This window comes from Streptomyces nigrescens (assembly GCF_027626975.1).
Lineage (GTDB): Bacteria > Actinomycetota > Actinomycetes > Streptomycetales > Streptomycetaceae > Streptomyces > Streptomyces nigrescens.
Genome location: NZ_CP114203.1, coordinates 2,380,783 through 2,406,812, shown reverse-complemented (window position 1 = coordinate 2,406,812; position 26,030 = coordinate 2,380,783). Strand labels below are relative to the sequence as shown.

27 protein-coding genes are annotated in these 26,030 nt (G+C 70.7%); 16 read left to right on the top strand and 11 right to left on the bottom strand.

Translation table 11 applies throughout. The features are described 5' to 3' along the window. Positions 1-131 precede the first annotated feature (131 nt). Entirely contained in the window at positions 132-1,334 is a 1,203-nt protein-coding gene (locus STRNI_RS10840) for an FUSC family protein (protein ID WP_026169484.1), read from the top strand. 208 nt (positions 1,335-1,542) lie between these two features. On the opposite strand, the gene STRNI_RS10835 is transcribed toward STRNI_RS10840, so the two are convergent. Together STRNI_RS10835 and STRNI_RS10830 are read right to left on the bottom strand one after the other, a co-directional pair. Next, positions 1,543-1,716: a CsbD family protein gene (locus STRNI_RS10835; protein ID WP_018088794.1), complete on the bottom strand. Its 174-nt coding sequence runs from the start codon at positions 1,714-1,716 to the stop codon at positions 1,543-1,545. A gap of 303 nt (positions 1,717-2,019) precedes the next feature. Continuing rightward, positions 2,020-2,190, bottom strand: a complete 171-nt coding sequence (locus tag STRNI_RS10830) for a hypothetical protein (RefSeq protein WP_018088795.1) — start codon at positions 2,188-2,190, stop codon at positions 2,020-2,022. Between the two features lie 332 nt (positions 2,191-2,522). Here STRNI_RS10830 and STRNI_RS10825 point away from each other — a divergent pair, with 332 nt between their 5' ends. Further along, positions 2,523-3,383, top strand: coding sequence for an RNA polymerase sigma factor SigF (locus STRNI_RS10825; protein ID WP_018088796.1), 861 nt, complete (start codon positions 2,523-2,525; stop codon positions 3,381-3,383). A 96-nt stretch (positions 3,384-3,479) separates the two neighbouring features. Further along, on the top strand, positions 3,480-3,707 hold the full coding sequence (locus STRNI_RS10820; RefSeq protein WP_277411091.1) for a DUF5133 domain-containing protein: 228 nt from the start codon (positions 3,480-3,482) through the stop codon (positions 3,705-3,707). Positions 3,708-3,740: 33 nt separating this feature from the next. Here the strand turns inward: STRNI_RS10820 and STRNI_RS10815 are convergent, their stop codons facing one another. The 3 genes from STRNI_RS10815 to STRNI_RS10805 form a co-directional block, all read right to left on the bottom strand. Continuing rightward, on the bottom strand, positions 3,741-4,997 hold the full coding sequence (locus STRNI_RS10815; protein WP_159488989.1) for an MFS transporter: 1,257 nt from the start codon (positions 4,995-4,997) through the stop codon (positions 3,741-3,743). Between the two features lie 28 nt (positions 4,998-5,025). Continuing rightward, the gene (locus STRNI_RS10810) at positions 5,026-5,973 is read right to left on the bottom strand and encodes a DMT family transporter (protein WP_277411090.1); all 948 of its coding nucleotides are present in this window, start codon (positions 5,971-5,973) and stop codon (positions 5,026-5,028) included. A 234-nt stretch (positions 5,974-6,207) separates the two neighbouring features. Continuing rightward, positions 6,208-6,798 carry a helix-turn-helix domain-containing protein gene (locus tag STRNI_RS10805; protein WP_093643421.1) on the bottom strand — a complete coding sequence of 197 codons (591 nt, stop codon included), beginning with the start codon at positions 6,796-6,798 and terminating at the stop codon, positions 6,208-6,210. 126 nt (positions 6,799-6,924) lie between these two features. Between STRNI_RS10805 and STRNI_RS10800 the strand changes: the two genes are divergently transcribed. Next, positions 6,925-7,431, top strand: a complete 507-nt coding sequence (locus tag STRNI_RS10800; RefSeq protein WP_229838399.1) for a DinB family protein — start codon at positions 6,925-6,927, stop codon at positions 7,429-7,431. Between the two features lie 202 nt (positions 7,432-7,633). Further along, positions 7,634-8,845, top strand: coding sequence for a PP2C family protein-serine/threonine phosphatase (locus STRNI_RS10795; protein WP_277411089.1), 1,212 nt, complete (start codon positions 7,634-7,636; stop codon positions 8,843-8,845). Between the two features lie 46 nt (positions 8,846-8,891). Here the strand turns inward: STRNI_RS10795 and STRNI_RS10790 are convergent, their stop codons facing one another. After that, positions 8,892-9,425, bottom strand: coding sequence for a hypothetical protein (locus STRNI_RS10790; RefSeq protein WP_159485719.1), 534 nt, complete (start codon positions 9,423-9,425; stop codon positions 8,892-8,894). Positions 9,426-9,468: 43 nt separating this feature from the next. Then, entirely contained in the window at positions 9,469-10,581 is a 1,113-nt protein-coding gene (locus STRNI_RS10785; protein WP_229838400.1) for a hypothetical protein, read from the bottom strand. A gap of 206 nt (positions 10,582-10,787) precedes the next feature. On the opposite strand from STRNI_RS10785, the gene STRNI_RS10780 reads away from it, so the two are divergent. Next, positions 10,788-11,606, top strand: a complete 819-nt coding sequence (locus STRNI_RS10780; protein WP_277411088.1) for a PTS sugar transporter subunit IIAB — start codon at positions 10,788-10,790, stop codon at positions 11,604-11,606. Between the two features lie 62 nt (positions 11,607-11,668). Beyond that, complete coding sequence (locus tag STRNI_RS10775) at positions 11,669-13,231, top strand: PTS ascorbate transporter subunit IIC (RefSeq protein ID WP_277411087.1); 1,563 nt, start codon at positions 11,669-11,671, stop codon at positions 13,229-13,231. A 173-nt stretch (positions 13,232-13,404) separates the two neighbouring features. Here the strand turns inward: STRNI_RS10775 and STRNI_RS10770 are convergent, their stop codons facing one another. Then, entirely contained in the window at positions 13,405-13,992 is a 588-nt protein-coding gene (locus STRNI_RS10770) for a TetR/AcrR family transcriptional regulator (protein WP_093643432.1), read from the bottom strand. A 224-nt stretch (positions 13,993-14,216) separates the two neighbouring features. Between STRNI_RS10770 and STRNI_RS10765 the strand changes: the two genes are divergently transcribed. Both STRNI_RS10765 and STRNI_RS10760 read left to right on the top strand, forming a co-directional pair. Beyond that, complete coding sequence (locus STRNI_RS10765) at positions 14,217-15,329, top strand: ABC transporter ATP-binding protein (protein ID WP_277411086.1); 1,113 nt, start codon at positions 14,217-14,219, stop codon at positions 15,327-15,329. Continuing rightward, positions 15,289-16,146, top strand: a complete 858-nt coding sequence (locus STRNI_RS10760; RefSeq protein ID WP_148592236.1) for an ABC transporter permease — start codon at positions 15,289-15,291, stop codon at positions 16,144-16,146. Before STRNI_RS10765 ends, STRNI_RS10760 begins: the two co-directional genes overlap by 41 nt. A 102-nt stretch (positions 16,147-16,248) precedes the next feature. On the opposite strand, the gene bla is transcribed toward STRNI_RS10760, so the two are convergent. After that, complete coding sequence (bla, locus tag STRNI_RS10755) at positions 16,249-17,121, bottom strand: class A beta-lactamase (RefSeq protein WP_277411085.1); 873 nt, start codon at positions 17,119-17,121, stop codon at positions 16,249-16,251. A gap of 113 nt (positions 17,122-17,234) precedes the next feature. On the opposite strand from bla, the gene STRNI_RS10750 reads away from it, so the two are divergent. After that, the gene (locus STRNI_RS10750; protein WP_159485709.1) at positions 17,235-18,149 is read left to right on the top strand and encodes a LysR family transcriptional regulator; all 915 of its coding nucleotides are present in this window, start codon (positions 17,235-17,237) and stop codon (positions 18,147-18,149) included. Continuing rightward, a complete protein-coding gene (locus tag STRNI_RS10745; RefSeq protein WP_159485707.1) occupies positions 18,146-19,048 on the top strand; it encodes a serine hydrolase in 903 nt (300 codons plus the stop codon). The genes STRNI_RS10750 and STRNI_RS10745 overlap by 4 nt, the downstream gene beginning before the upstream one ends. A gap of 228 nt (positions 19,049-19,276) precedes the next feature. Here the strand turns inward: STRNI_RS10745 and STRNI_RS10740 are convergent, their stop codons facing one another. Together STRNI_RS10740 and STRNI_RS10735 are read right to left on the bottom strand one after the other, a co-directional pair. Beyond that, complete coding sequence (locus tag STRNI_RS10740; RefSeq protein WP_229838402.1) at positions 19,277-19,993, bottom strand: DUF6333 family protein; 717 nt, start codon at positions 19,991-19,993, stop codon at positions 19,277-19,279. A 184-nt stretch (positions 19,994-20,177) separates the two neighbouring features. Further along, the gene (locus STRNI_RS10735; RefSeq protein WP_159485705.1) at positions 20,178-21,335 is read right to left on the bottom strand and encodes a magnesium and cobalt transport protein CorA; all 1,158 of its coding nucleotides are present in this window, start codon (positions 21,333-21,335) and stop codon (positions 20,178-20,180) included. A gap of 220 nt (positions 21,336-21,555) precedes the next feature. Here STRNI_RS10735 and STRNI_RS10730 point away from each other — a divergent pair, with 220 nt between their 5' ends. The 5 genes from STRNI_RS10730 (at position 21,556) to STRNI_RS10710 (ending at position 26,006) form a co-directional block, all read left to right on the top strand. Next, positions 21,556-21,945: a cell division protein SepF gene (locus tag STRNI_RS10730; protein WP_018088814.1), complete on the top strand. Its 390-nt coding sequence runs from the start codon at positions 21,556-21,558 to the stop codon at positions 21,943-21,945. A gap of 55 nt (positions 21,946-22,000) precedes the next feature. Continuing rightward, complete coding sequence (locus STRNI_RS10725) at positions 22,001-23,440, top strand: AAA family ATPase (RefSeq protein ID WP_277411084.1); 1,440 nt, start codon at positions 22,001-22,003, stop codon at positions 23,438-23,440. Further along, positions 23,437-23,796: a nucleotide pyrophosphohydrolase gene (locus tag STRNI_RS10720; RefSeq protein WP_018088816.1), complete on the top strand. Its 360-nt coding sequence runs from the start codon at positions 23,437-23,439 to the stop codon at positions 23,794-23,796. The genes STRNI_RS10725 and STRNI_RS10720 overlap by 4 nt, the downstream gene beginning before the upstream one ends. Before the next feature lie 344 nt (positions 23,797-24,140). Next, positions 24,141-24,596: a DUF6099 family protein gene (locus STRNI_RS10715; RefSeq protein WP_018088817.1), complete on the top strand. Its 456-nt coding sequence runs from the start codon at positions 24,141-24,143 to the stop codon at positions 24,594-24,596. A 486-nt stretch (positions 24,597-25,082) separates the two neighbouring features. Then, positions 25,083-26,006, top strand: a complete 924-nt coding sequence (locus STRNI_RS10710) for an LLM class F420-dependent oxidoreductase (protein ID WP_277411083.1) — start codon at positions 25,083-25,085, stop codon at positions 26,004-26,006. Positions 26,007-26,030: the final 24 nt, after the last annotated feature.

Here is a 26,030-nt window from a genome sequence, read left to right as displayed (position 1 = left end):
CAGGAGGCGCCGCCGCAGCGGAGTCGGCCGGACCACAGCTGTCGTACGGCATGGATGGTTCCGCTGTGGCCGGGTACCGGGCTCCGGAAGATCCGCTGACGCGCGGATGGGGCAGCAGACGAAGGGGCGGTATGGCCGGAGAAGTCAGCGGGCGACGGACACGACCGGCCCGGACGGGGCGGATGGCCCGCGTCCGGCGGTGGTGGGGGAGGGCACTGGGGTCGGAGGGCCATGAGCGCTCCACGGTGCTCCTCATCGCCAAGGGCACCTTGGCGGCGACGATCGCCTGGGTGATCTCCTACCACCTCCTGCACGCACAGTCGCCCGCCTTTGCCCCGTTCTCCGCAGTGCTGATCATGCAAGTGACCGTCTACCAGTCGCTGCTGCAGTCCTCGCGCTACGTGGGCGCAGTGGTGGCGGGCGTCGCGGTGCAGGCCGCCCTGGGCTTTCTCGTCGGGCCCGACGTGCCGGCGTTCGCCCTGGTGGCGCTGGTGGCGCTCACCATCGGACGGTGGCCGGCGCTCGGCTCGCAGGGCTCCCAGGTGGCCACCGCGGCGTTCTTCGCCTTCTCCACCTATGTCTCCGCCACCTCGACGCTCGACAAGGTCACCCAGCTGGGGCAGATCATCCTGCTGGTCCTCATCGGCTGCGGGATCGGCGTCCTCGTGAACGTCACCGTGCTGCCGCCGCTGCGCTACCGCAGCGCCGAACACGGCATCCGCACCCTGGCCCACGCCCTGTGCGACCTGGTGAGCGACATCTACCCGGCGTTGCGTGAACGGGGACTCGACGAGGAGCGCACCGGGCGGTGGCGGGCGCGGGCCGAACAGACCGGAGAACTGGTCACCCAGGCCAGAACGGGACTGCGGATGGCCCGGGAGAGCCTGCACTACAATCCGCGCCGGCTCTTCCGCCGCGGCCGGGCACACACCTACTTCGAGGGTTATGCCGCGGTGCTGGAGGCGCTGGAGCGCACCCTGCGGCAAGTCGCCGCACTGACCCGCAGCCTGGACAAATGGAGTGCGGACGAAGACCGTTACCGCTACGGCGCCTTTCTGGCGAGCTACGCCGATTTCCTGGAATCCCTCTCCCACATCACCCGCGTCTTCGCTGACCTCGACGAGGACCGGCTCGGCGACCAGACATCCCAGCTGCACCAACTGGCCGACGAGGCACAGAACTACCGCCGACGGCTGGCCGAACAGGCGGAGCGGGACGACCTGCCGCTCACGGACCCCGGCCGCCCCTATGGAGTGCTGGTCATCGAGGCCGCCCGTTTGATGGAGGAGTTCCAGTACACCTGTGACGTTCTCCAGCACCATGTCGAACGGTGAACCGCCGGCCTCGCGAGGCGGGCCCCGGTGTCCACCACGCGGCCGGACAGGGAGAACGGGGAGAACAGGCCGGACAGGGAGCACAGGCCGAACAGGCCGAACAGGGGGAGTAGCGAGAACAGGGAGAACAAGGAGAACAGGGAGAAGGGGCCACCGCAGGAGAGCGGTGGCCCCTTTCGTGTTTCGTGCGCCGGCCGCGCCCGATCAGTCAGTTCTTGAAGGCGTCCTTGGCCTTCTCCTTTGCTCCGCGGAGATCCCCCTTGGATTCCTTTGCGGAACCCTCGGCGGTGGCGCTTTCGTTCCCGACGGCTCGTCCCACTTCCTTCTTGACCTTGCCGATGGCCTGCTCGGCGAGGGCCTTGGCCTTTTCGCTGGCACTCATGGTCCGGTCCTTCCGTTGGCGGCATTGTTCGCGTGCCCCCGCATGGCGCTGTCAAACGACGGAGCGGATAGGGGGGGAGCGGATATGAGGGGGAGGATGTGAGGCAGTGGATATGGGGGAGTGCATATGACCCGGAGCGCACACTGCGATGGAGGTGAGTCCCCTGCGGGAGCAGTGCACGCCCCGGGCCGTACTTTCCGTGTTTCCAGGGGCGTGGTGATGATGCCTCAGTGGACGCAAAAACCGGGGTGGGCCGGACAACACGGCGTTGTCCGACCCACCCCGGATATGCGGGCTGTGGCGCTACCAGCGGTACCACCGGCCGCGCTTGCCGCCGGCTCCCGCGGAACGCAGGACAAATCCCAGCAGCCAGATGACGAGTACGGCCACCGCCACATACCAGAGCGCCTTCAGGGCGAATCCGGCGCCGAAAAGCAGCAGTGCGAGCAGAAGAACGACAATCAGGGGGACCATGGTTATCAACCTCCGGAACATCGTGTGCCCGGGCGTGGGGCTCACACACAACGTTTCTTCGGAGGGAAACCGGGCACATTCGTGCGGCCGATGCGCCTTACCCCGAAATGCAATCACCGTGCCGGCGCTTTGGGGCGTAGACGCCCGCGTGCGGGGCGTACGGGCTCCTCCGGCCGGTGCGGGTCTCACAGCTCCTGCGGTCGTACGGCCTCACAACTGCCGCCTATCAGGCCGCTGTTGATTTCGCGTCCACCCCGAAGGCATGGCCCGGATGGATCGGGGTAGGCGGGCCGCTGCAGCGTCCGCAGGTGCCGGGCGCGCGGGAAGGCGAGATGACCACCATCGTGAGCGAGACCACGACCGAGCAGCGACAGACCCACACGGCCTCTGCACTGCCGGAGGTGACGCAACCGCAGAAGGTGGCTCCTCGCGACGCGAGGGAGTTGTCGAAGCAGTTCTTCGAACGGCTCCAGGTTCTCGAAGAGGGCACGCACGAGTACCAGTACGCGCGGAACACCCTCATCGAGATGAATATGTCGATGGTGCGCTATGTCGCCCGCCGCTACCGCAATCGCGGCGACGACATGGAAGACGTCATCCAGGTGGGCACCATCGGTCTGATCAAGGCCATCGACCGGTTCGACCTCGCGCGTGAGGTGGAGTTCTCCACCTTTGCCGTCCCCTACATCCTGGGCGAGATCAAGCGGTTCTTCCGTGACACCGGCTGGGCCGTCCATGTGCCCCGCCGCCTTCAGGAGCTGCGCAGCGACCTGGCCAAGGCCAAGGAGCACCTCGCCGCCAAGCTCGACCGCGACCCCACCGTCCGCGAACTGGCCGCCCACCTCGATCTGTCGGAGGACGATGTCATCGAGGGCATTGTCGCCGCCAACGGCTACACCGCCGGTTCGCTCGACACGCCTGCCGACCCCGACCCGTCGGAGCAGCGCCGCACCCTCGTCGACGTCCTGGGGGAGAACGACCCGGCGCTGGAGGCCGTCGAGGACTTCCAGGTGCTCGCCCCGCTGCTCGGCACGCTCGACGACCGGGAACGGCGCCTCATCGAGCTGCGCTTCGGTCAGGAGATGACCCAGTCGCAGATCGGCGAGGAGCTGGGTGTGTCCCAGATGCATGTCTCCCGGCTGCTCACCCGCACCCTGTCGAAGCTTCGGGCCGGAATGCTCACCGAACGCTGAGACCGCCTGCGCGGTATGCGGGAATGCGGGGCCCGGGCATCCGGGGACGACAAACGCCATTTCATCACGCCATTTCGTGCGGGAAGGAACCGGAAGATGCCGATGGCCCACCCTGCGGTGCTGCGGGAACTCGTCCAGGAATACGAGACGTTGGAGTTGCTGCACGCGCGGCAGGGCAAGGCCGAGGTGCGCCGGAGGATGGATGACATCGCCTCCACCCTGTGCGTTTCCACCGGCACCCGCGATGTGGACGCGGCACTGATGGCGGCCCGCCACAGGATGCCCGGCGCCGGGGTGACGCGCGACTCCCTCGTCGCGGGCTGACCGGCCGACGGCCCCGCCGGCCGCCGCTGCCTTTCAGCACGGCGCCCGCCGTCGGCCGCGCCGGCCCACCCGGCCGCGCCCGACCACCCGGCCGAGCAGCGCCGCCAGAGCGGCCAGCGCGGCGATCGTGGTCAGCGCCCCCGGCAGCCCGTACGCCTCGGCGAGGAACCCGATCGACGGCGGGCCGAGCAGGATGCCGGAGTACCCCAGGGTCGACGCCACCGCGACGCCATGGGGGCCGGCGAGGGCGCCGGCGCCGCCGACCGCGACCGGGAAGACATTGGCCAGGCCCAGTCCGGTCAGCGCGTAGCCCAGGTACACCAGCCACAGCTGCGGGGCCAGCGCTCCCACCAGCATCCCCACCGCCGCGAGGAGGCCACCGGCCACCAGGACGGGGGTGTCGCCCAGCCGCTCCAGGAGCCAGGTGCCCGACATCCGGGAGACCGTCATCAGCAGCGCGAACACCGCGTATCCGGCCGCCGCCGCACCCGGCCCCGTGCGCAGGTCCGCGGAGAGATGCAGCGAGCCCCAGTCGGCCAGTGCGCCCTCGCCGTACGCCGTGCACAGGGTGATCAGCCCGTAGAGCGTGACGAACAGCCGGGTACGGCCCACCGCCGCCCGGCCGCACCCCGGCACCGCGTCCGTCCCGTCGCGGCGCGGAACCTGGCCGGTGGCCGGCGGCCCGGGCGTCCGCAGCAGCACCCGGCCCGCGTAGGCGGTGACCACGAGCCCGGTCGCCGTCAGCAGCAACAGGTGGCACAGCGGGCTCAGTCGCGGGGCGAGGAGCCCGCCGAGTCCAGCACCCACCAGTCCGCCCGCACTGAACGCCGCGTGGAACGAGGGGAGGATCGGGCGCCGGACCGCCTCGGCCAGATCCACGGCCGCCGCGTTGAAGGCGACATTGAGGCCCCCGTACGCGGCTCCGAACAGCAGCAGGACGAGACCGAGATGAAGGGCCGAATGCGTCAGCGGGGGCAGGGCGACCGACAGCGACAGCAGGGCCGCCGTCACCACCGTCACCGGATGGTTGCCGTAGCGGCGGCACAGCTTGCCGGTCAGCAGCATCGTGGCGACCGATCCCACCGACACCCCCAGCAGGGCCAGTCCGAGTGCTCCGGCCGAGGCGTGGATCTGTTCCTTGATGGCGGGGATGCGCACCACCCACCCCGCGAACACAAAGCCGTCGAGGGCGAAGAACAGGCTGATCGCCCGGCGCAGGCGCGCCACCTGCGGGGGAGCGGTGGCCGGAGCGCGCCGGCCGGTGTCCGTCAACTGGTTCATGGAGTCCATCAACTGGTCCATAGGGGCCTCCGGTAGTTCAGTGTCGGACACGGTGGGCGAGCAGGGTGCCGGCCGTGGCGAGCACCAGCCCGCCGAGGGTGAGCGGGCCGATCCGCTGTCCGAGCACCAGCGCGCCGAGCCCCGCCGTGCTCATCGGGACCAGCTGGAACAGGCTGCTGACCTGGCTCGTCCCATGGCGCTGGAGGAGGCGGTAGAGCAGACCGACGCCGACGACGGAGTTGACCAGCGCACTCCACAGCAGCACCGGCCAGTACGCGGCGGTGAACTGCACGTCCCAGCCCTCGGCGAGGAGCGCGGGCACCAGCACCACCAGCGAGGCGGCCAGCAGTTGTACGGCATTGCCGCTCACCGGCTCCATCTGCCCGCAGAACCGCTTCTGGTAGACGGTGCCGGCGGAGATGCCCAGCAGCCCCAGCGTGAGAAAACCCAGTCCCGGCAGCGAGTCGAGGGACAGCCGGATCCCCTCGGCGACCGCGAGGGCCACCCCGCCGAGCCCGACGACGAGGCCCAGCAACTGGCCCGCCGAGACCCGCTCGTGGAGCAGCGGTACCGCCAGCAGCGAAGCGGTCAGCGGGTAGAGCCCGATGATCAGGGCCGCCAGCCCGGACGGCACTCCGAGGTCCATCCCCGCGTAGATGCTGGAGAACTGCACGGCCTGGACGAGCACTCCGGCGACGGCCAGATGCAGCAGCCGGCGCCCCCGGGGCAGCCGCTGACGGCGGAGCCCGGCGACGGCCAGCAGCGCCAGCCCGGCGACGGCGAAGCGTAACGCCGCGAAGGTGTAGGGCGCCGCGTACCGCAGACCGAGCGTGCCGGAGAGGAACCCCGAACTCCAGACGACCACGAGGGCCGCCCGGGCGGGCAGTTCGGCAAGGCGCCCCGCGGGCCGTGCGGCGGTGTCCGGCACACCGCTCCGGGCTGCGGACCGCTCGCCACTCCCGAGCGGCGGACTGGGACTGATCACTGCTGACACTCCCTCTCTTCGTGTTCAATAAAATGCACGCTAGAGCAAAATATCGTCCATCGCGACAGTTTTGTGCCCTCGGGGTCGCAGCGATGGTCACGACGCACGCCCGGGAACGGGAGCGGGAAGGGGAACGGGGGTGAGAACGGGAACGGGAGCCGGAGCCCGGACGGCGAGAAGCCCCACGGACCCTCGTCCGCAGGGCAGTTGGGGGGAGTGAGAGAGCGGGAAGGCTCAGTAGAGGCTGGAGAACAGTACGGCGACCATCTGGGCCGGCTCATCGGTGTCATTGCGGAAGGTGTGCGGATGACCGGCCGACCACTGGATGCAGTCGCCGGCGCGCAGCTCGTGGTCCCGGCCGTTGTACCGGGCCACCAGGGTGCCCCGGGTCGCCATGATGAGGTCGGAGCCCTCGTGCTGGAGGTCCTCGGTGAGGCCGCTGTGCGGTGCGAAGTCCCCGGTCACCACCTGATATCCGAGCTCCGGGGAGCGCAGCACCCGGTAGACGACACCCGGCGCCCGGTTCAGGGTCTCCTGCTTCTCCCGGGGGAAGACCGAGGGGGTGGCCCGGCCCCGGGAGAACCCCAGGAACGAGCCGACATCGTGGTCGAACACCTTGGCCAGACGCCCGAGCCGCTCCAGCGCGATATCGGTCTCGCCCCGCTCCAGACCGGCCAGGAAGGACACGGACAGCCCGCACTCCGCCGCCACTTGGCGAAGCGACATCCCCCGCTGAGTACGGAGCCGGTGCAGCACCTCGCCGGGCGGCGGGAATCCGAGTTCCGGATCCCGTGCGGGAGGGGTGGAGGGGGCCGGGTCTGCCATGCCCGCATCCTAATGCCGCAGGCCGGGGCGCCCGGCAGGGTCCTGCCGCCCGTCCCCAGGTGCCGTTGCCGGAGCACCGTGCCGAATTCTGGTGTGGCGCACCGGGCGGCAGGCTACGGTGCCTCGGTGACCACCACTCCCGCGCGCCGCGATGTAGGTCCTCCCGGCGTCGACTCCGATGAGAAGTCCACGTTGCTGGCGTTCCTGAACTATCTGCGGGACGCCGTGACGGCGAAGGCGCGGGGCTTGGCGGACGAGCAGGGACGCGCTGCGGCGGTGCCCTCCGGCACCAGCATTCTCGGCCTGGTCAAGCATGTGACCGCGGCGGAGGTCTACTGGTTCGCCTGGGCCTTCGAGGGCGCCGGCAGCGCGCCGCCGGACTTGAGCATGGAGCTCGCCGAGGGGGACAGTGCGGAGAGTCTGCTCGCTGCCTACCGTGTGGCGATCGAGCGGTCCAACGAGATCATCGAGCGCTGCGACGATGTGAACCGCCCGTGTGCGCGGGCCGCCGGGAAAGCCGCGGCGCTGCGGTCGATGCGGTGGGTCCTGGTGCACATGATCGAGGAGACCGCCCGGCACGCGGGCCATGCCGACATCCTCCGGGAGCAGGCCGACGGCTCGGTCGGCAGATGACCGTTCCCGTCCCTCGGGCCGGCCGGGCTCCGCGGCCCAGGCGGTCGACGAGGTCCGTTCGAAGGAATGAGGGACGGACCCCATGACTTGGGCCGCCGGTGGTCTGAGGGGCGGGACATGCCGCTGACGGCGTAATGACCGGGTTGGTCTGTTTGGCCGCGTCAGGCTGTGATTCTTGATCACGGTCGCGTCAGGAGCCCGTGTGGACAGATCGGGTGAGTGGATCCTCGAGCGGATCGGCCGTGACCGCGGGCCGGACCGCGGCCGCGCGGCCGGCAGGCTGGCGGAGGTCGTCGACAGCAGGGGCTTCGAGGTGGCCCGTCCGCCCGCGTGGATGCGCTGGCTGCCGGTCGCCTACGTGGTGTTCGTCCTGCTGCTCGAAACCGTCACCCCCACGCCGTGGGCGGTGAGCTTTCTGCTCATCGCCCTGCCGGTGATCGCCGCCTATACCCTCGGCCCGGTCGCGGTCGCGGCGGCCACGGTCTTCGCGGTCGTGCTGGAGGGTGTGGTGGCCGGCACTCCGTGCTGCACCGGCCACAACATCCATATGCTGTGGGAGAACCACCATGTCGCCGCGTATGTCGCCACCGGCCTGGTCGGTGCGCTCGGGGTGGCGCTGGCCGCCCACCGGCGTCGCCAGGAGCGGGACCTGGTGCGTGCCCACTCGGTCGCCGAGGCCCTGATGCGGACCCTGCTGCGGCCGGTGCCTCACCGGGTCGGCCATCTCCTCGCGGCCGGTCTGTACCGGTCCGGCGAGGTCGGCACCATGGTGGGCGGTGACCTCTACGACCTCCGCGCCACCCCGTCCGGTGAGCGCGCCATCATCGGCGACGTCCGCGGCAAGGGACTCCAGGCCGTCCGCACGGTCGCCGATATCCTCGGCAGCTTCCGCGAGGCGGTCCACGACGAGGGCGATCTGCCGGCCGTGGCCACCCGGATGGAACGGCGACTGGCCCGCGAGGCCGAAGACCTCCTCGACGACGAGCTGTTCGTCACCGCCGCCCTGATCGAGTACGACGCCGCCGCCCACCGAGTGACGATCATCAACCATGGGCACATCGAGCCGGTCCTGATCTCCGGCGGCGAGGTGACGCCGCTCATCGGGCCGCCCGCACTGCCCCTCGGCCTGGGGGCGCTGGCCGACGAGGAGCCCGTCGCCTACACCCATCCCTTCGCCCACGGCGATGTCCTTCTCCTGTGCACCGACGGCCTGATCGAGGCCCGCGACCACACCGGCGCCTTCTACCCGCTCCTCGACCGCCTCCGCCACCGCTTCGGCGGCCGGACCGCCCCCGCCCCCGGCCCCGCCGACGTCATCGACTTCCTCAACACGGATCTACCGCGCCACACCCGCGTCTTCCACGACGACGTCGCGCTCCTCGCCCTCGCACCGGACGACGGAAGTGAGGTGTAGCGGGCTTCCGTAGGTGAGCCCAGGGCCGCCACCGCGGTGGCCGGCCTCAGTCCTGCTGATGGGCGTCCTGCGCCGCGTCCACGAAGTCCTCCAGGGCTTTCCAGAAGGGGCGGTAGGCGGCGTCGAAGGCGTCGTGACCCCCGGGGTCGCCGGTCAGGTCGGCCCTGATGGCGGCGTAGAAGGGGCGGGTGGCCTTCTGGAGGGTGAGGGCCGCGGCGGCGGCCGCGGGCGGGCCCTCCAGTTCGACGACCCGTGCGCAGCGGCGGATCTTCGCGTACTCGGCGACCTCCCGGTCCTGCAGTTCGCCGAGTGTGGAGGTACGGGCCTCGGAGCGGGGGAGCCGGAGCACGGTGGAGATCTCCCAGAACAACTCGCCCATCCGGTGGGTCTGTTCGATCAGATCCAGATAGGCGGTGCGGCGGCTCTCCCGCAGTCGCTCGGCACGCTGCGAGCGCGCGGCGATCTCGGCCTGGATCCTGGCGGCCCGGGTGCTGCCGCGGCTGGTGACCCAGCTGGCGAGCACCGCCGTGCCGCCGGTCACCGCCGCGATTGCCAGAGTCCATACCGTGCTGTCGCCCACGCGGCGCCACAATACCGAGCCGCCGCGGCGCACCGGCCCGCCGCTACGACGGGAACTCGCCCGGCGGCACCGTGCTCGTGGAGGCATTGCCGCCGAACACCTTGTTCAGGGTGAAGGTCAGCACCGTGTACTGCGTCCCGCCGGCCACCCGCACCGTCCGGAAGTTCGCCCTGTCGTCGAACTTCTCGAAGCTGCATCCGCGGGTGAAGGAGCTCTTCCGGCCGTTCCAGTCCTCGCCGGTGGTGAAGTACACCGTGTACGAACCGCTGTTGACGCTGCGTACGGTCGCCTTGGCGCCCTTGCGGACGTACACGGAGAACGCCGTACGGGTGCCGCGGGTCAGGGTCACCACCGCATCGGAGCTGGTGCCGTTGTTGATGGTCAGCCGGCCCAGACCGCCCCTGCTGCCGTCGCGCACGAACGTGCCGTTCGCCGGCCGCCGGTGCCGGGCCCGCTCCGTACGCGGCAGCCGCAGCGAGGCGTCATAGCCGAGGGCCTTGAGCGCGCGGCCGGCCGCCTTGACGCTCTGCGGGCCGTGGGCCGTGTCGAGTTCGACGCGGGGCGAGGTGGCGCAGCGGCCACCGTTGCCGCGGGCGCTGCGCAGATCCTGCCCCAAGGCGCGCAGTGCGGTGGCGAGTTGACTGTTGCCCGCGAGGGCGTCGTCCGGTGCGGCGGCCGTCTGCAGGGCATCGGCGGCGGCCTCGGCCCGGGTCGCGGCGGTCTCCAGCGCCTTGTTCAGCGACGTGCCCTCGCGCGCCCCGTCGACCGTGCGCAGCGCGCTGTCGAGGGGGCTGAGGGCGCCGGTCAGCGCGCGGCGGTAGGCGTCGGGGTCGGCGCTCGGCGTAGGGCTGGGGGACGGTGCCGCACCGGCCGCCGAACTGCCGGCGCCGCCCGCCGGCTCATGGCTTCCCCCGTCCGACGAACAGGCCGCCAGCGGCAGCGCCAGAGCGAGGGCAGCCGCACCGAGCGCGGTGGCCCGGCCCGCCCGGCGCGGCCGCCGGAACCGTGGCGTCAGGAGTGCGGCGGCCGCGGTGCGGGACCCGTCGGACGCGGATGTCCTGCTCGTATCCGCCGATGTCCTACCCGTATTCGCCGCCGTCCGGTCCGTATCCGCCGGTGCCCGGTCCGTTGTGCGCGCAGATGTGTACCTCACCATGAGTCCCCCGAATCCCCCGGTGTCCCCCGACATCCCCCGACATCCGGCAACTGCCGAAAGAACCAGGCTTCTCCGCCCACAAGGAGCTGTCAAGGCCGTTGTGCGGCACGGCAGTTGAACGCGGGCCGCAGCCGCGCGGAGATCTCCCGGAATTCCTTCTTCCGCACCGGTGCGCCGGTCACCTGCGCCTCTGTAGAGTCCCCGCCATGGCAGCGCTGAGTGATCTTCTCCCCGTGGCGGCCGTACGCCTCGACGTCCGGGCGGCGGACTGGCGGGAGGCGATACGTGCGGCGGGCGGACTGCTGACGGAGACGGGCGCCACCGCCGGCGCCTACACCGCGGAGATGATCCGCAACGTCGAGGAGAACGGGCCGTACATCGTCATCGCGCCCGGCTTCGCCTTCGCCCACGCCCGCCCCTCACCCGCCGTGCACCGGACCGGACTGTCATGGGTCCGCCTCGAACAGCCGGTGGAATTCGGCCATGCGTCGAATGACCCGGTGCATTTGGTGGTGGGTCTGGCCGCCGAGGACTCCGGGGCGCATACGGCGGCGATGGCGGCCCTCGCGAAGCTTCTGGCCGACCCGGCGGCGGCTCGGGCCCTCCAGGAGGCCGCCGATCCGGAGGCGCTGCGTGCGGTGCTCGCGGGGGAGACGGGGAAGAGCGGGGAGACGGCGGAGACGGGGGAGACAGGGGTGGCGGGGGAGCGCGGTGCGCGCCCGCCTGGCGGGGCGGCCGCCGTCCACAAGATCCTTACGGTGTGCGGCAACGGCGTGGGTACCAGCCTGTTCCTCAAGAACACCCTGGAGCAGGTGCTCGACCGCTGGGGCTGGGCCCGCCATGTGACGGTGGAGGCGACCGACACCATCTCGGCCAAGGGCAAGGCCTCCGAGGCCGTCGCGATCCTCACCTCCCGGGAGATCGCCAGGACGCTGGGCGAGGTCGGCGTACCGGTCACGGTCGTCGAGGACTTCACCAGCGGCCGCGAGGTCGACCGCGCACTCCGCGCCACCTACGACGTCTGAGCGGCGGCGCCCGGCCCCGACACACGACGCCCCATCGACGAGCCGGGAGGACGGACGGCACCATGGACTGGCTCATATCCCTCGCCACGTTTCTCGTGAACGAGATCCTCAGCCAACCCGCGTATCTGATCGGCCTGATCACGGCGGCCGGTCTGATCGCGCTGAAGAAGACCGCGGGCCAGGTGGTCGGCGGTGCCCTCAAGGCGACGCTGGGCTTTCTGCTGATCGGCGCCGGCGCGGGACTGGTGGTCAGCTCCCTCGCCCCGTTGGGCGGCATGATCCAGGGCGCGACCGGCGCACAGGGCGTGATCCCCACCAACGAGGCGATCGTCGGTATCGCCCAGGCGCAGTTCGGCGCCCGGGTCGCCTGGCTGATGATCCTCGGCTTCGCGGTCGCCCTGGTGCTGGCCCGTTTCACCCCGCTGCGCTATGTCTTCCTGACGGGGCATCACATGCTCTTCATGGCCACCCTGCTGACCATGGTCCTGGCGACCTCCGGCCGGTCCTCGGTGAGCGTGGTGGTCGTCGGCGGACTACTGCTGGGCATCCTGCTGGTGGCGATGCCCGCCTTCGCCCACCCCTGGACCAAGCGCATCACCGGCAACAACAGCATCGCCATCGGCCACTTCGGCACCGCCGGCTACATCCTCTCGGGCGCCGCCGGACAGCTCGTCGGCAGGCGCAGCCGCAGCACCGAGGACATGAAACTGCCCGAGGGCCTGCGCTTTCTGCGGGACTCGATGGTCGCCACGGCACTGTCCATGGTGCTGATCTACGTCATCATGTCGCTGGCCTATCTGGCCAAGGCCGGCCGGGCGACGGCATTCAAGGCGTTCGCGGCCGAGGGCGGCAGCGCCGCCACGGACCTCGGCAATTACGTCATGCAGTCCGTCATGCAGGGCCTGCAGTTCGGGATCGCGGTCGCGGTGATCCTCTTCGGTGTCCGGACGATCCTGGGCGAACTGGTCCCGGCGTTCCAGGGCATCGCCGGCAAGCTCGTACCAGGCGCGGTGCCGTCCCTCGACGCCCCGATCGTCTTCCCGTACGCGCAGAACGCCGTGCTCATCGGCTTCCTCGCCAGCTTCCTCGGCGGCCTGGTCAGCCTCGGGCTGCTCACCTGGATCGGCCATCCGGCGTTCGGCCTCGCGCTCGTCCTGCCGGGGCTCGTACCGCACTTCTTCACGGGCGGTGCGGCCGGTGTCTACGGCAATGCCACCGGCGGCCGGCGCGGTGCGGTCGTCGGCGCCTTCCTGAACGGCGTGCTGATCACCTTCCTGCCCGCGCTGCTGCTCAAGGTGCTCGGCGCGTTCGGCAAGGAGAACACCACCTTCGGCGACGCCGACTTCGGCTGGTTCGGGACCTTGCTCGGCAACGCCGCCAAGGCGGGCGCCACCGGGGGCACCATCGCGATGCCGGCGATCGGTGCCGTACTGCTCGGCGCCGCGATCCTCTTCCAGAAGCGCGTCGTGGACACCGGCTGGGACCCGGGCGCCCGCCGTGACGCCCTGCTGCCGCGCCAGGCACCCGCGCCGGCCGGCCCGGCCACGGCGGTGGTCCGGACCCACGCGAAGATCGCGCCACCACCGGGGGCGCCGACTCCGCCGCCCCCTCCGGAGGGGAGCTGAACGCCTCGCGCGCGCCGGGCTGCTCACCCGTCCCGTCCCGGTACGTGGCTCGGCAGGCCACGCGCACCGGGACGGGCAGCCACCCCGGGCCCAGGCCCCGAACCCCACGGGCCCTGAACCCCACGGGTCCTGAATCCCACGGGTCCCGAAGCCCACGCCCTCCGGGCGGCCGCTCACCCCTCCCGGGACACCGCCCGGAGCGCCTGCTCCACCGCCGCCGTCAGATAGGCCCGGTCGGCGGCCTTCTCCATCACCCGCAGCCCCTGGGTGAACGTAACCAGGAAGCGGGCCGCGCTCCGTACATCCGTACCGGGCGCCAGCTCCCCGTTCGTGCGGGCCCGCAGCAGCAGGGCGAAGAAGGCCTCCTCCAGCGACCCGAGCGCGGCACGCAGCCGGGCGGCGGCCTCCGGGTCACCGGGGAGGAGTTCCAGCACACCGTGGGTGACCATGCACCCGGCGCCCTCGGGATCCGCGAGCGCGGCCTCCACATACGAGAGCAGGAAGGCCCGCAGGGCGGGCAGCGCCGGTCCGGTGCCCGCCAGATCGTCCCGCGCCCTGGCGGCCTCGGCCGCGCTGTAGCGCTCCAGGGCCTTGAGGTAGAGGTCGTGCTTGGAGCCGTAGGCCGCGTACATGCTGGAGCGGTTGATGCCCAGGGCCGCCACGAGATCCTGTACCGACGTGCCCTCGTACCCCTGGCGGCGGAAAGTCTCCATCGCCACTCCGAGGGCGGCGTGCGGGTCGAACTCCTTGGGCCGGGCCATGGGCCGCGATGCTACCGGCTTCCCGGACGGCCGCTTCCGTCGGTGGAGGGCGGCGAAGCGGCGTGACCGGCGGGCCCTCCCGGGTGGGCCGTTCGATACCCGCCCCGCGCGCGTCCCGGGGCCCGTTCCCGCCTCGGACCTAAAATCGGGAGATGCCCGCAGGGGAGTTCCCGACCCGCTCGCCGAGGAACGGGCCGGTGTCCAGCGGCTGATCCGGAGGGCACATGACCACCGACGACGAGGGAGGGCGGGGGCGGCTGACCGGCCCCGCGGGGCCGGACGAGGAGCCGCACACCCCGGCCGCCCCCGCTCCCGACGCCCCCGGCCCGAACGCGCCCCTTCCCGACGCGCCCGGCCCGAACGCCCCCGTTCCCGACGCCGTGACCTGCCGCGCCCTGCGCTACGCCTTCGGCGAGACCAAGGCCGTGGACGGAGTCGACCTCTCGGTCCGCACCGGAGAGGTCTTCGGCCTGCTCGGCCCGAACGGCGCGGGCAAGACCACCGCGATCCGCTGCATCACCACCCTCCTGCCCGTCCCCGCGGGCATGGTGCGGGTCTTCGGGCACGACGCGGCGAAGGAGCGGATGGCGGTGCGCCGGCTGCTCGGGTACGTCCCGCAGCAGCTGTCCGCGGACGCCGGGCTGACCGGCCGGGAGAACGTCGCGCTGTTCGCCCGGGTCTTCGACGTCTCCCGCCGTGAGCGCGCCGCGCGCGTCACCCAGGCGCTGGCGGCGGTCGGCCTCACCGACGCGGCCGGCCGGCTCGCCAAGACGTACTCCGGCGGCATGATCCGCCGCCTCGAACTCGCCCAGGCCCTGGTCAGCGCGCCCCGGCTGCTGATGCTCGACGAGCCGACGATCGGCCTGGACCCGATCGCCCGTACCAGCGTCTGGGAACACATCAACGCCGTACGGGCCGCCACCGGCATGACCGTCCTGGTGACCACGCACTACATGGACGAGGCCGACCAGTACTGCGACCGTCTCGCCCTGATGCACCAGGGCCGGATCCGCGCCCTCGGCACCCCCGACGAACTGCGGTCCGCCCTGCGCGCCCGCCGCCGCGCCACCCGCACACCGGCCGCCGCTCACCCGGCACCCCTCACCCCGGGCACCCCCACCCCGGCCGCTGCCCCGGACACTCCCGCCACGACGGCCCCGGCCTCGGCGCCGCCCACCACCCCCTCCTCTCCGCCATCGGCCCCATCGCGCCCGTCCGACACCGAACCGACCCTGGAGGACGTCTTCCGGGACGTCGCCGGCAGCGGCCTCGACGAGCAGTCAGGAGACTTCCGCGATGTCCGAAGCACCCGCCGCACCGCAAACCGGGTCGGCTGACACCGCCAACGGCCGGCTGGACCTGCTGCTGGTCCCGCCGCGCGCCCGCACCGGCTGGCGGGTGCTGACCGCCCGTGTCGTCGCCATGTGCGTGGTCGAACTGCAAAAGCTGCGCCACGACCGCACCGAGCTGTACACCCGCGCCGTCCAGCCCGCCCTGTGGCTCCTGGTGTTCGGCGAGACCTTCACCCGCCTCAACGCCATCCCGACCGGCGGCACCCCGTACATCGACTATCTGGCGCCCGGCATCATCGCCCAGTCCGCCATGTTCATCGCGATCTTCTACGGCATCATGATCATCTGGGAGCGGGACGCCGGCATCCTGACCAAACTGCTGGTCACCCCGACCCCGCGGTCGGCCCTGATCGCCGGCAAGGCCTTCGCCGCCGGAGTGAAGGCGCTCATCCAGGCCGTGGTGGTGATCGTCATCGCCGCACTGCTCGGCGTGGCCATGACCTGGAACCCCCTCCGGCTGCTCGCCGTTGCCGTCGCCGTGGTCCTCGGCTCGGCCTTCTTCTCCTGTCTGTCCATGACGATCGCCGGGATCGTGCTCACCCGGGACCGGCTGATGGGCATCGGCCAGGCCATCACCATGCCGCTCTTCTTCGCCTCCAACGCCCTCTACCCGGTGGCGATCATGCCCGGCTGGCTCCAGACGGTCAGCATGCTGAACCCCCTGAGCTACCAGGTCGACGCACTCCGAGGCCTCCTCCTCGGCACCCACGCCCACCTGGCCCTCGACTACACCGTCCTGGTGGCCGCCGCCGCCCTCGGCATCGCCGCCGCCTCGTCCCTCCTGGGGCGCCTGGCCCGGTGACGTGGTCGTGGCTTCCGGGCGGCAGGCTTGCACGCATACGTCCGTACGCACGCCGCGCTTCGCAGGAGCGGGCAGGCCGGCGGATCCGACGGTGGCGGGTGCTCAACGGAGGGCGGCGAGGCCTGTCTTCGTGGCGTCCTTGATCAGAGCGTCATCGGAAGCCGCGTCCTTGGAGCCGCGGTCGGACAGGACGGCGACGACGATCGGGGAACCGCCGGCCGGCCAGACGATCGCGATGTCGTTGCGGGTGCCGTAGCCGCCGTTGCCCGTCTTGTCGCCGACCTTCCATCCGGAGGGGACTCCCGCCCTGATGTAGGGGCCGCCGGTCGTGTTCCCGCGGAGCACATGCGTGAGCAGTTGCCGGCGGCCTTCGGGCAGCACGTCTCCGAGGACGAACCGGCGCAGATCGGTGCCGAGTGCGCGTGGAGTGCTGGTGTCCCGGGGGTCGCCGGGCTTCGCTTCGTTCAGCGCCGGTTCGGTCCGGTCGGTCCGCGTGGTCCTGTCTCCCATGCCGCGGAGCGCCTTTTGCAGCCCGGCCGGTCCACCGAGCCGGTCCAGGAGCAGGTTGGCGGCCGTGTTGTCGCTGTACTGCACTGCGGCCTTGATCAGATCGCGCAGCGTCATTCCCTCGCCCACGTGCCGCTTGGTGATCGGTGCGTAGTCCTCGAGGTCCGAGGCGCGGTAGTTGATGACACGGTTGAGCTCGTCGTCCGTACTGCGCTTGAGCAGGACGGCGGCGGCGAGCGCCTTGAATGTCGAGGCGTGCGCGAACCGCTCGCCCGCGCGGTACGTCACCGTGCGGCCCGTCCCGGTGTCCAGCATGTAGACGCCGAGGCGGGAGTGGTACCGGCGCTCTACCTGGGCAAGGGCCTTGGCGGCGCGGTCCCGCGAGGCGTCCGGGTCGGCCGGTGTCGAGGCGGTGGACGACGACGGCCGGGCCGGACCGGTGTCGCCGCTCCCGGCGCATCCGCTCACCAAGCCCGATGCGAGTACGAGAGCGACCGCAGGTATGGCTGTCCTGTAAGAGATCACGTCCAACAGCCTTCCGGCAGCAGTTCATGCGGTCAAAGACTCAAATGATGCTTCACATGCTGTTTTGGCATACGGTGCTCGTTGTGGATCTGGTGGCTGCGTGTCGGGTGTTCGTGCAAGTGGGCGAGCGTGGCAGCTTCACGCTCGGCGCCGAGGCCGCCCGGGTGCCGCAGTCCGTGGCGAGTCGACGGGTTGCCGCGCTGGAGGAGCATTTCGGGGAGCGGCTGTTCGACCGCTCGACGCGGCGGGCCGCGCTCACCCCGTTCGGACGCGACATGCTTCCGTCCGCGAAGCGGCTCGTGCAGTTGGCGGAAGCGCTGGAGTACCACGCCGAGCAGGCGAAGCTCCGGCCGCTCGGTCTCGCGGTGCCCGAGACATGCTCGGTACGGCACTTGGCGATGCTGGACGCGGCCGCTCGCGACAAGGACACCGTCCTGGACTTCCGTTCCGCCGGCCCGGCGGAACGTGCGGAACTTCTCCGGTCCCGTGAAGTCCGGGCCGCCCTCCTGGCGGTGCCGCCGGCAGACGCCGACTGGACGGTGCCGCTCGGTGTCGCTTCCCCGACGGACCACGGCACGGCGCCGCTCCACCTCGAAAGCCTGCGGCCCGGCAGGGCACAACGATCGTTCCGGCGCATCTGGATCCAGCCGGAAGACGATGTTCCGCACATCCGGGACCGTGTGGAGCAGACCGGCCATCGCGTCGCGCTCGTGCCCGCACAGATCGCGGTGGCCGCATCACTGACCGCCGCCGTGGCCGCGACGATGCGCGCCGACGACTTTCTCCTGTGCTCGGCGGCGCAGGCGGATGAGCTGGGGCTGGGGTGGCGTCGGCTGGCGGGAACACCCGTTGCCCGCGGCTACAGCGTGTCAGCGGTGACCGGTGACGACGCGGAGCGGGTGCGGGCCGGCTTCCGGGAGCAGGTGGCCCGCGCCTTGGGAACGCCCACGGACGGCAAGGAGCGTGCATGAACGCCGAGCGAGTGACACAGGAACTCCGCGGTGTTCTCGCCGGAGCGGGCCTGTCGGGTTCCTTCCTGGTGCGTGATCTGTTCACCGGTGAGGAGATCGGCATCGACCCTGATGTCGAGTTCCCGGTCGCGTCGCTGGTGAAGGTGCCGCTCGCCGTCGCCGTGCTGGACCGCATCCACGACGGGCGCCTCGACGGGGCCGCGGTGATCGACGTCGAGCCGGGACGCATCGCGTCCCCGGGGCCGGTGGGGCTCAGCAGATTCCGCCACCCCGCACGCATCGCGATCGACGACCTGCTCTACCTCAGTACGGCGCTCAGCGACAGCGTCGCCGCGGACGCACTGTTCGCCCTGGTCCCGCCCGCCGAGGTGAACCAGACCCTCCGCGACGCCGGCATCAGCGGCATCGCGGTGCGAAACCCTCTGCGTGACCTTGTCGAAACCCCGGCCGAGCAATTCGACCCGGGCGATGTGCACCTCGCCCACTCCCTCGCGATCGGCTCACGCACGGCAGGACGAGGCCACCCGATCCCACAGCTCGATGTGAGCCGAGCCAACTCGGGTTCCGCCCGTGCTTTCGTCGACCTCCTGGAAGCCCTGTGGGTCCCGGTACGGCTCCCGTCCGGCGTTGCCGCACCTCTGCGCTCCCTCATGGCCCACAACGTGATGCGGCACCGTCTCGCGCCCGACTTCAGCTCGGACGCCTCGAAGTGGTCATCGAAGACCGGCACCCTGCTGAACCTCCGGCACGAGGCGGGCGTCGTCGAGCACGACGACGGCGGCACCTTCGCCATCGCCGCACTGACCGAATCCAAGGTCCCGGCGGCAACCCAGCCGGCCGCCGAAGCACTCATGTCCCAGGTCGCGCGGACACTGCACGACCATCTGCGCGCCCAGTAGATGGCCGTTTCACCATCTGCGCACGGGTATGGCCTGGTGCGATGTCCCCAGCCAGGTGGCGGCGGGGCCGTCTGCGCAGATCGGGCCACGAGTGGTTGGGCGCCGGAGAGGCGCGCCCGCCGCCCGGACGCCATAGCCCCAACTACACGCAGATAAAGCCGAGTTGATGGAGTGCCGACATTGCAAATCCTCGGTCCCTCCAGACAGTGGCCGCCGCTTCCTTGCGCCTTAGACGAAGTACAGGCCCTCCATCGAGCAGACGGACAGATCGCTGTGTTGCACTCGGAAGGCGGTGGTCTGCATCTCCTCCCATCCCCAGGGGTCGGAGTGCCCCAGTGCCAGGCCGGCCAGGGAGGCCCATTCGATCTCGTGGAGGGGCTGGTCCATGTCGATGTCGGCGGCGGCGAGCATCCAACTGCTCAGGCCGAGTGAGGCGATGACGGCGTGGGGGTCGCCCAGGACGACGAACGGTTCGTCGGCGGGCCAGCCGGAGGCGTGGAACATGGCGCCGTCGGGGAGCATCACGACGGTTTCGGTGTGCTCCATTCCGCCGTAGTAGGTGACGTGGCCCACGATCCGCGCTGCGGGGAAGCGCTCCCGCATCCGTTCGGATTCGGCCAACAGCGGGTTTCCGTTGCCGTCGTCGGCGAAGACAGGGGTGGAGATGGCCCGCATGCCGCCCCACACGGCGGAATGAACGATGTCCAGATCGGAACGCACCGACGAGGGCAGCGGCGTCTGCACGGAGCGCGGCCCGAGGTCCTCCAGGACCTCCTCGATGCCGCCGAACGACGCGACGAACAGGTGGGCCTGATCGGGGTCGTTGGCCGGGAGGCTGCGGGCGTCGACGTTGAACGGCGGCTGAGCCACGGTGAGATGGCACAGGCCCATCGAGCCGCGAACTATCCGGTCCGGGGCAGAAGTCCAGTACTTGGTATCGGGCATGCGGGCCACCGTAACGGCCGGCGGTGACAACCCTCCTCGGGACTGCACGCATCAGTCGGGTGAGGATGCGGGGCGCGCGTTCCCTTCTCCTCTCCCCAGATTCTCTCCAACGGTTCGAGCGGTGTCCGTGAGAGCCTGGCGCGCGTCGCCGAGCCCGATGCGTGGGTGCTTGAACGTCGATTACTCAGAGCCAGTCCCGCCGCTTGAAGACGACGTACAAACTGGTGCAGACAATCGCCATCAGGACGATCGCAAAGGGGTATCCGAACCCCCAGTGCAGCTCCGGCATGTGGTCGAAGTTCATGCCGTAGATCGTCCCGACCAGCGTCGGGGCGAACAGAATGGCCGCCCAGGAGGAGATCTTCTTGATCTCCTCGTTCTGCTCGAAGCCGGCCTCGGCCAGGGCGCGCATCTCGGCGTTCTGCTGTTGGTTCACCAAGGTCGCGTTGACGGTGAGGATGTCCTGCAGAGCCTGCCGGAAGCTGTCGACGCGCTCCGTGGTGTGGAGCACGTGATCGGCGACGTCGCGCAGATAGCGGCGCAGTTCCTCGTCGATGGCGTATTTCTCGAAGCCCGCGGTCAGGCCTTCCAGCATGGCGTTCAGCGGGCGGGTGGCGCGCTGGAACTCGACCACCTCGCGGGAGAGTTCATAGATACGGCGGGAGACCCGGGGGTCGCCGCCGAAGACCTCGGTCTCGATTTCGTCGATATCGGTCTGGACACCGTCGACGACCGGGGCGTAGCCGTCGACAACCGCGTCGAGGATCGCGTAGAGGACGGCTTCGGGGCCGCGCTTGAGGAGTTCGGGGGTGTCCTCCATGCGCTGGCGTACGGCCGAGAGGTCAGGGGCTCCGCCGTGCCGCACGGTGATCACGAAGTCGCGGCCGACGAAGACGTGCAGCTCGCCGAAGTCGACCGCCTCGGCGTCGTCGAGGTAGCGCGCGGCGCGCAGTACGACGAAGAGCGTGCCGCCGTAGCGCTCCAGCTTGGGCCGCTGGTGGGCCTCCAGGGCGTCTTCGATGGCGAGCGGGTGGAGGTCGAACTCCGAGGCCAGGGTGACCAGTTCGGCGCGGGTGGGGCGGTGCAGACCGATCCAGGCGAGAGTGCCGGAGGTGGCCCGCTGCTGCCGGAAGGCGTCGGCGAGTGTGTCATGGGTGCTGACGCGGCGTCCGTCGCGGTAGAGGGCGGCGCTGATGACGCTGCTGGGGGTTTCGGCCGTCGTTTCCGTCGTATCCGAGTCGTCCGTGTTCTCGGCGGGCGGGGGGCCGGCGGGCCGCTTCTTCGCGGGTTTGCGCAGGCCACGCAGTCCACGCGGCCGACGACCGGGAGGCTCAGAGCTCACGGCAGACCGGACCTCCGTCACAAGGGGGATGAACAGGCACACAGAATCTCGACGCAGGATATCTGCCGAGGATGTCAGCACAGGTCAGCGGCCATGGTGCAGGATGGAACCGGACGTGACGCGGCGTGTGTCGCGTCCGCCGGGCTTTGTATGTTTATCTCTAGAATTGTGCGATGCAGATACCGCAGACAGCCAGCGCTCCCCTGGGTGAGGTGATTCGGTGAACGGCCCCGATGCCACCGACGAGCAGTGGGAAGGGCTTGCCGAGGTCGTCCCGCTCCGCGGCAGCAGTGAATGGCCTTCATGGCCCGACCACCGTGCCCTCCCGGATGACGAGCCGACGGAGGAGACGCGGCGGTTCATCGTCATCCGTGTCCAGACCTTCGCGGACGCCCGCGAGGTCGCCGAGTACTTGATGGCACAGATCCCCGTCCTGCTGGACCTCACCAGCGCCGACACCGACGTCGCCAAGCGCATCCTGGACTTCTCCAGCGGAGTCGTCTTCGGGCTCGGCAGCGGGATGCACCGCGTCGACACCAATGTCTTCCTGCTCGCACCCGTCGGCACCGAGGTCGCGGAAACGGCGCTCGGGGGCGTCCCCCGTTCGTAGGAAGAGCTGTTGGGCGTAACGGTTCTCCGGTCGGGGCGCTGCATAGCGTCCCTGCATGAATACCGACACTGTGCGGCCGGCGGTCACCGAATTACGGCTGTCCGCCTTCAAGACCCACCGCGGCGTCACCCTGCCGCTCACCCGGCTGACCTTGCTGAGCGGCGAGAGCGGAAGCGGCAAGTCCAGTGCGCTGCAGGCGTACGAGATCCTCGCCCGGCTCGGGAGCGGGGAGCCGCTCGCACGGGCCGTGGGGGAGGTGGCGGGCAGCCCGGCGGCGTGTGTGCCGGCGGGGGCGCGCCCCGATGAGCAGGGGCGGCGGGGGTTCCGTATCGGCTGCACGGTCGACGGTCCGGCGGGCCCCGTCAGCCTCGATCTCGCCGTGCAGGCCGAGCCCGAACTGCGCATCGTCGGCGAGCGGTTGACCGGTGGCGGCGAGACCTTGCTGACCACCGCGCTCACCGACCCGAACCGCCCCACCGTCCAGGCGGCCTGGCATACCGCGGGCGCGACTCCGGTGACCCGTGCCCCGCTGCCCGACGACCGGCTCGGCACCTCACTGCTGCCGTTGCGCGTCGCGGGCAAGACGGAGGGCCAGCGGCTGGTGCTCGCCGCCGCCGAACAGGTCGTGGTCGCGCTGCGGTCGGCCTTTGTGTGCGACCCGCGGCCGGAGGTCATGCGGGGTGTGGGGGCGGGTGGTACGGGGGGAGCCGGGCAGGACGGTGGATGTGGTGCGGACGGTGCCGGTGGTGCGGGACGTGGTGCCGGGGCGCGGCGGAGTGGCCGGGGAGCGGGCTCGGGGGGCGGGCCGGGGAAGCCGGGAGGGGTCGGCGGGGCTGCCGGGGCCTGGGGGGCGCGGAAGCGTATGGGGAGTGGCGGTGGTGAGGCGGGCAGCTGGGGCCGCGATACGGAGGGGGCACGTGGCGAGGGGCGGCTGCGGTCGTCCTGCGACAACCTGCCCGCGGTGCTGGAGCGTACGAGTCAGGAGTGTGCGCGGCGGCATGCGGTGCTGGTCGCGGCGGTACGGGAGGCCTGCGCCGGTCCCGTCGAGGGGCTGCGTGCGGTGCCACGGCAGGCGGGCGGTACGGGACACGGGGCCGCTGACGCCGCTGGAGTGGCGGGGCCGGCCGGCTCATCGGCACCGCAGGCCGGGGCGGTGGGCGTGCGGGCCGTCCTCGACCGGGGGGCGCTGGGCGAGCTGCCCGTCGAGCAACTCGGCGATGGTGAGCTGCGGTTTCTGGCGCTGGCGCTGGTGCTGCTCACCGGGCCGGAGGTGCTGGCCATGGATCCGGTCGGGGAGGTCCCGTCCGCTCATCAGCAGATGACGGTGATGGCGGACGGGATGGACCGCTGTATGGACCCCAGGCAGGCGCGCGAGCTGGTGTCGCTGGCCCTGCGGATGACCGACCGGGGGCATGTGCGGCTGCTGGGGACGGTGCGGGACCCCTCGGTCGCCGAGGGGCTGCCCGGTGTACAGGTGCTACACCTAGGGGTATGAGCGAGGATCTTCATGCGCTGCAGCGACGCCTGGCCGAATTTGCGGCCGCGCGGGACTGGCAGCAGTACCACACCCCCAAGAACCTGGCCGCGGCGCTCAGCGTGGAGGCCGCGGAACTCGTCGAGATCTTCCAGTGGTTGACGCCGGAGGAGTCGGCGAAGGTGATGTCGAACCCGGGGAAGGCCGGCCGGGTCGAGGACGAGGTCGCGGACGTGCTGGCGTATCTGCTGCAGTTCTGCGAGGCGCTGGGGATCGACGCCCTGGCGGCCCTCGCCGCGAAGATCGAGCGCAATGAGTCGAGGTTCCCGGCGGTCCGCTCGGCGCGGCCGGACCGGCCGCGGGAGGGCGAGGAGTAGGAGAGAGGGGCAAGTGGCGCAGGGCGGGGCCGGCGGGGTGTGAGCGCCGGCCCCGCTCGTGCTTTCTCCGGCTTTCGGCGTTCCCCGGCGGCCGTTCCGGCGTTCCCTTCGGGTGTTTCGCGTGGCTTGTGCCGGTCGTGTGAGGGGTGGGGGTGCTGGGGCGGGAGGGGAGGGAGCGGGGGCGTGGCCGCCGCATGTCACTCTCCGGAGTCATGGATCTTTCCACACCGCCTTGCTTGTCCACAGATTTGCGAATTCCCCTGGCTTTTTTGGGTGTTCACCTTCACTCTGGGTAGTGGAAAGAGTGCAGGGTGCATGCGAATGGAGAGGAAGGGAGGGAGCGGATGGACGCGGTGCGGATCATTGCGGCCAGTCGGCGCGGGCTGGCGGAGGCGAACACGGTTCAGGGAGTGATCGTCGAGGCATGGCAGGCGCAGGCCTTGGCGGAGGCGGTCGGTAGCCATCTCGCGATATTCGGGCCGTACGAAGTGCGGTCCAGGGCCCGGGGACTGGGCGACGCGGGCGGGCGGTTCAGCGGGGGACTGCTGTGCCCGGCGTCGGCCGCCGGCGGGCTGCGGGCGGCTCAGCTGTCCGAAGTGCGCGATGCCAAGGCGGCTTTAACCGGCCTGTGCCGACTGCTGCGAGAGGTGTGCGAAGCGCTGGTGGCAGTGGTGCTGCTGGCAGACGAGGAGGGGATGTACTGGACGTGCGTCGAGGCGATGGACACGGTCGATGAATCGAGAGACCGCGTGGCCGGAATACTGGAAAAGCTGGAGGTGCGCGACCGGAACCCTGCCTGAGCAAACCTGACCCGAACCGACCGCGATCACGCGGTAGGCAAGCCCCGAGCGGTGACGCACCGACCGCGGGCCGGGAGCGCTCGCGCCTCACATCCCGACGGCACATGCCCGAGCCGTCGCGTCGGCCCTGGCTGCCACTGCTGGTTTCACCGCACGACTGGTTTCACCGCACGACCATGACGGCCCCTGCGCGCGCCACCGCGTATCCCGCACGATTCATGGACCCGCACGCACTCACGCCCACCCACCTACCGTCAGCACTGCCCATGCCGCCTGTGCCGCCCGGGAAGCAGCCTCCGCGTTGCCTAGCCGCCTCCGCCGTGGATCCGCCCACAGCGTCGGTGTCACGACAAGGGATGGTCTGCCCCGCCCTGCCCCGCCTCTGTCCCTCCCGTGCCGGGATCGACCCAACGGCTGCCCCACCGCCCCCATGCGCTCAAACGCTCTCCGACGATTGGGGCGTCGCCCGGAGTGCAGGATGGAGGTATGGACCTACGAATCTTCACCGAGCCCCAGCAGGGGGCCTCCTACGACACCTTGCTGAAGGTCGCCAAAGCTACTGAGGATCTTGGTTTTGATGCGTTCTTCCGCTCGGACCACTATCTGCGGATGGGCAATGCCGACGGGCTTCCCGGCCCGACCGATGCCTGGATCACGCTGGCCGGCCTTGCTCGTGAGACCCGGCGCATCCGTCTCGGGACGCTCATGACGGCGGGCACCTTCCGGCTGCCGGGTGTGCTGGCCATTCAGGTGGCCCAGGTCGACCAGATGTCCGGTGGACGGGTCGAACTCGGCCTCGGGGCGGGCTGGTTCGAGGAGGAGCACAAGGCGTACGGCATTCCGTTCCCCAGGGAGAAGTTCGCGCGGCTGGAAGAGCAGCTGGCGATCATCACCGGTCTGTGGGCCACCGCGACAGGTGAGGAGTTCAGCTACGACGGGACCTACTACCAGCTGGAGAATTCGCCCGCGCTGCCCAAGCCCGCCCAGGGCAAGGTGCCGGTGCTGGTCGGCGGACACGGGGCGACGCGTACGCCACGGCTGGCGGCGCAGTACGCCGATGAGTTCAATATTCCCTTTGCCTCGCTCGAAGACAGTGAGCGCCAATTCGGACGGGTGCGGGCGGCCGCCGAGGCCGTCGGGCGGAAGGGCGATGAGCTGGTGTACTCCAACGCCCTCGTGGCCTGCGTCGGGAAGGACGATGCGGAGGTGGCGCGACGGGCCGCGGCCATCGGGCGGAACGTGGACGAACTGAAGGCCAATGGCCTCGCGGGTTCACCCGCCGAGGTCGTCGACAAGATCGGTCGCTATGCGGCCATCGGCGCGTCGCGGATCTACCTGCAGATGCTGGACCTGGAGGATCTGGACCACCTCGAACTGATCTCGGCACAGGTGCAGTCGCAGCTGGGCTGACGCCGGGCGGCGCTTCCGGAAAAC

Coding starts and splice junctions, on each gene's coding strand:
- STRNI_RS10840 (WP_026169484.1), top strand. CDS start 132: ATGGCCGGAGAAGTCAGCGGGCGACGGACACGACCGGCCCGGACGGGG.
- STRNI_RS10835 (WP_018088794.1), bottom strand. CDS start 1,716: ATGAGTGCCAGCGAAAAGGCCAAGGCCCTCGCCGAGCAGGCCATCGGC.
- STRNI_RS10830 (WP_018088795.1), bottom strand. CDS start 2,190: ATGGTCCCCCTGATTGTCGTTCTTCTGCTCGCACTGCTGCTTTTCGGC.
- STRNI_RS10825 (WP_018088796.1), top strand. CDS start 2,523: ATGACCACCATCGTGAGCGAGACCACGACCGAGCAGCGACAGACCCAC.
- STRNI_RS10820 (WP_277411091.1), top strand. CDS start 3,480: ATGCCGATGGCCCACCCTGCGGTGCTGCGGGAACTCGTCCAGGAATAC.
- STRNI_RS10815 (WP_159488989.1), bottom strand. CDS start 4,997: ATGGACTCCATGAACCAGTTGACGGACACCGGCCGGCGCGCTCCGGCC.
- STRNI_RS10805 (WP_093643421.1), bottom strand. CDS start 6,798: ATGGCAGACCCGGCCCCCTCCACCCCTCCCGCACGGGATCCGGAACTC.
- STRNI_RS10785 (WP_229838400.1), bottom strand. CDS start 10,581: ATGGTGAGGTACACATCTGCGCGCACAACGGACCGGGCACCGGCGGAT.
- STRNI_RS10780 (WP_277411088.1), top strand. CDS start 10,788: ATGGCAGCGCTGAGTGATCTTCTCCCCGTGGCGGCCGTACGCCTCGAC.
- STRNI_RS10775 (WP_277411087.1), top strand. CDS start 11,669: ATGGACTGGCTCATATCCCTCGCCACGTTTCTCGTGAACGAGATCCTC.
- STRNI_RS10770 (WP_093643432.1), bottom strand. CDS start 13,992: ATGGCCCGGCCCAAGGAGTTCGACCCGCACGCCGCCCTCGGAGTGGCG.
- STRNI_RS10765 (WP_277411086.1), top strand. CDS start 14,217: ATGACCACCGACGACGAGGGAGGGCGGGGGCGGCTGACCGGCCCCGCG.
- STRNI_RS10760 (WP_148592236.1), top strand. CDS start 15,289: ATGTCCGAAGCACCCGCCGCACCGCAAACCGGGTCGGCTGACACCGCC.
- STRNI_RS10750 (WP_159485709.1), top strand. CDS start 17,235: ATGCTGTTTTGGCATACGGTGCTCGTTGTGGATCTGGTGGCTGCGTGT.
- STRNI_RS10745 (WP_159485707.1), top strand. CDS start 18,146: ATGAACGCCGAGCGAGTGACACAGGAACTCCGCGGTGTTCTCGCCGGA.
- STRNI_RS10740 (WP_229838402.1), bottom strand. CDS start 19,993: ATGCCCGATACCAAGTACTGGACTTCTGCCCCGGACCGGATAGTTCGC.
- STRNI_RS10725 (WP_277411084.1), top strand. CDS start 22,001: ATGAATACCGACACTGTGCGGCCGGCGGTCACCGAATTACGGCTGTCC.
- STRNI_RS10720 (WP_018088816.1), top strand. CDS start 23,437: ATGAGCGAGGATCTTCATGCGCTGCAGCGACGCCTGGCCGAATTTGCG.
- STRNI_RS10715 (WP_018088817.1), top strand. CDS start 24,141: ATGGACGCGGTGCGGATCATTGCGGCCAGTCGGCGCGGGCTGGCGGAG.
- STRNI_RS10710 (WP_277411083.1), top strand. CDS start 25,083: ATGGACCTACGAATCTTCACCGAGCCCCAGCAGGGGGCCTCCTACGAC.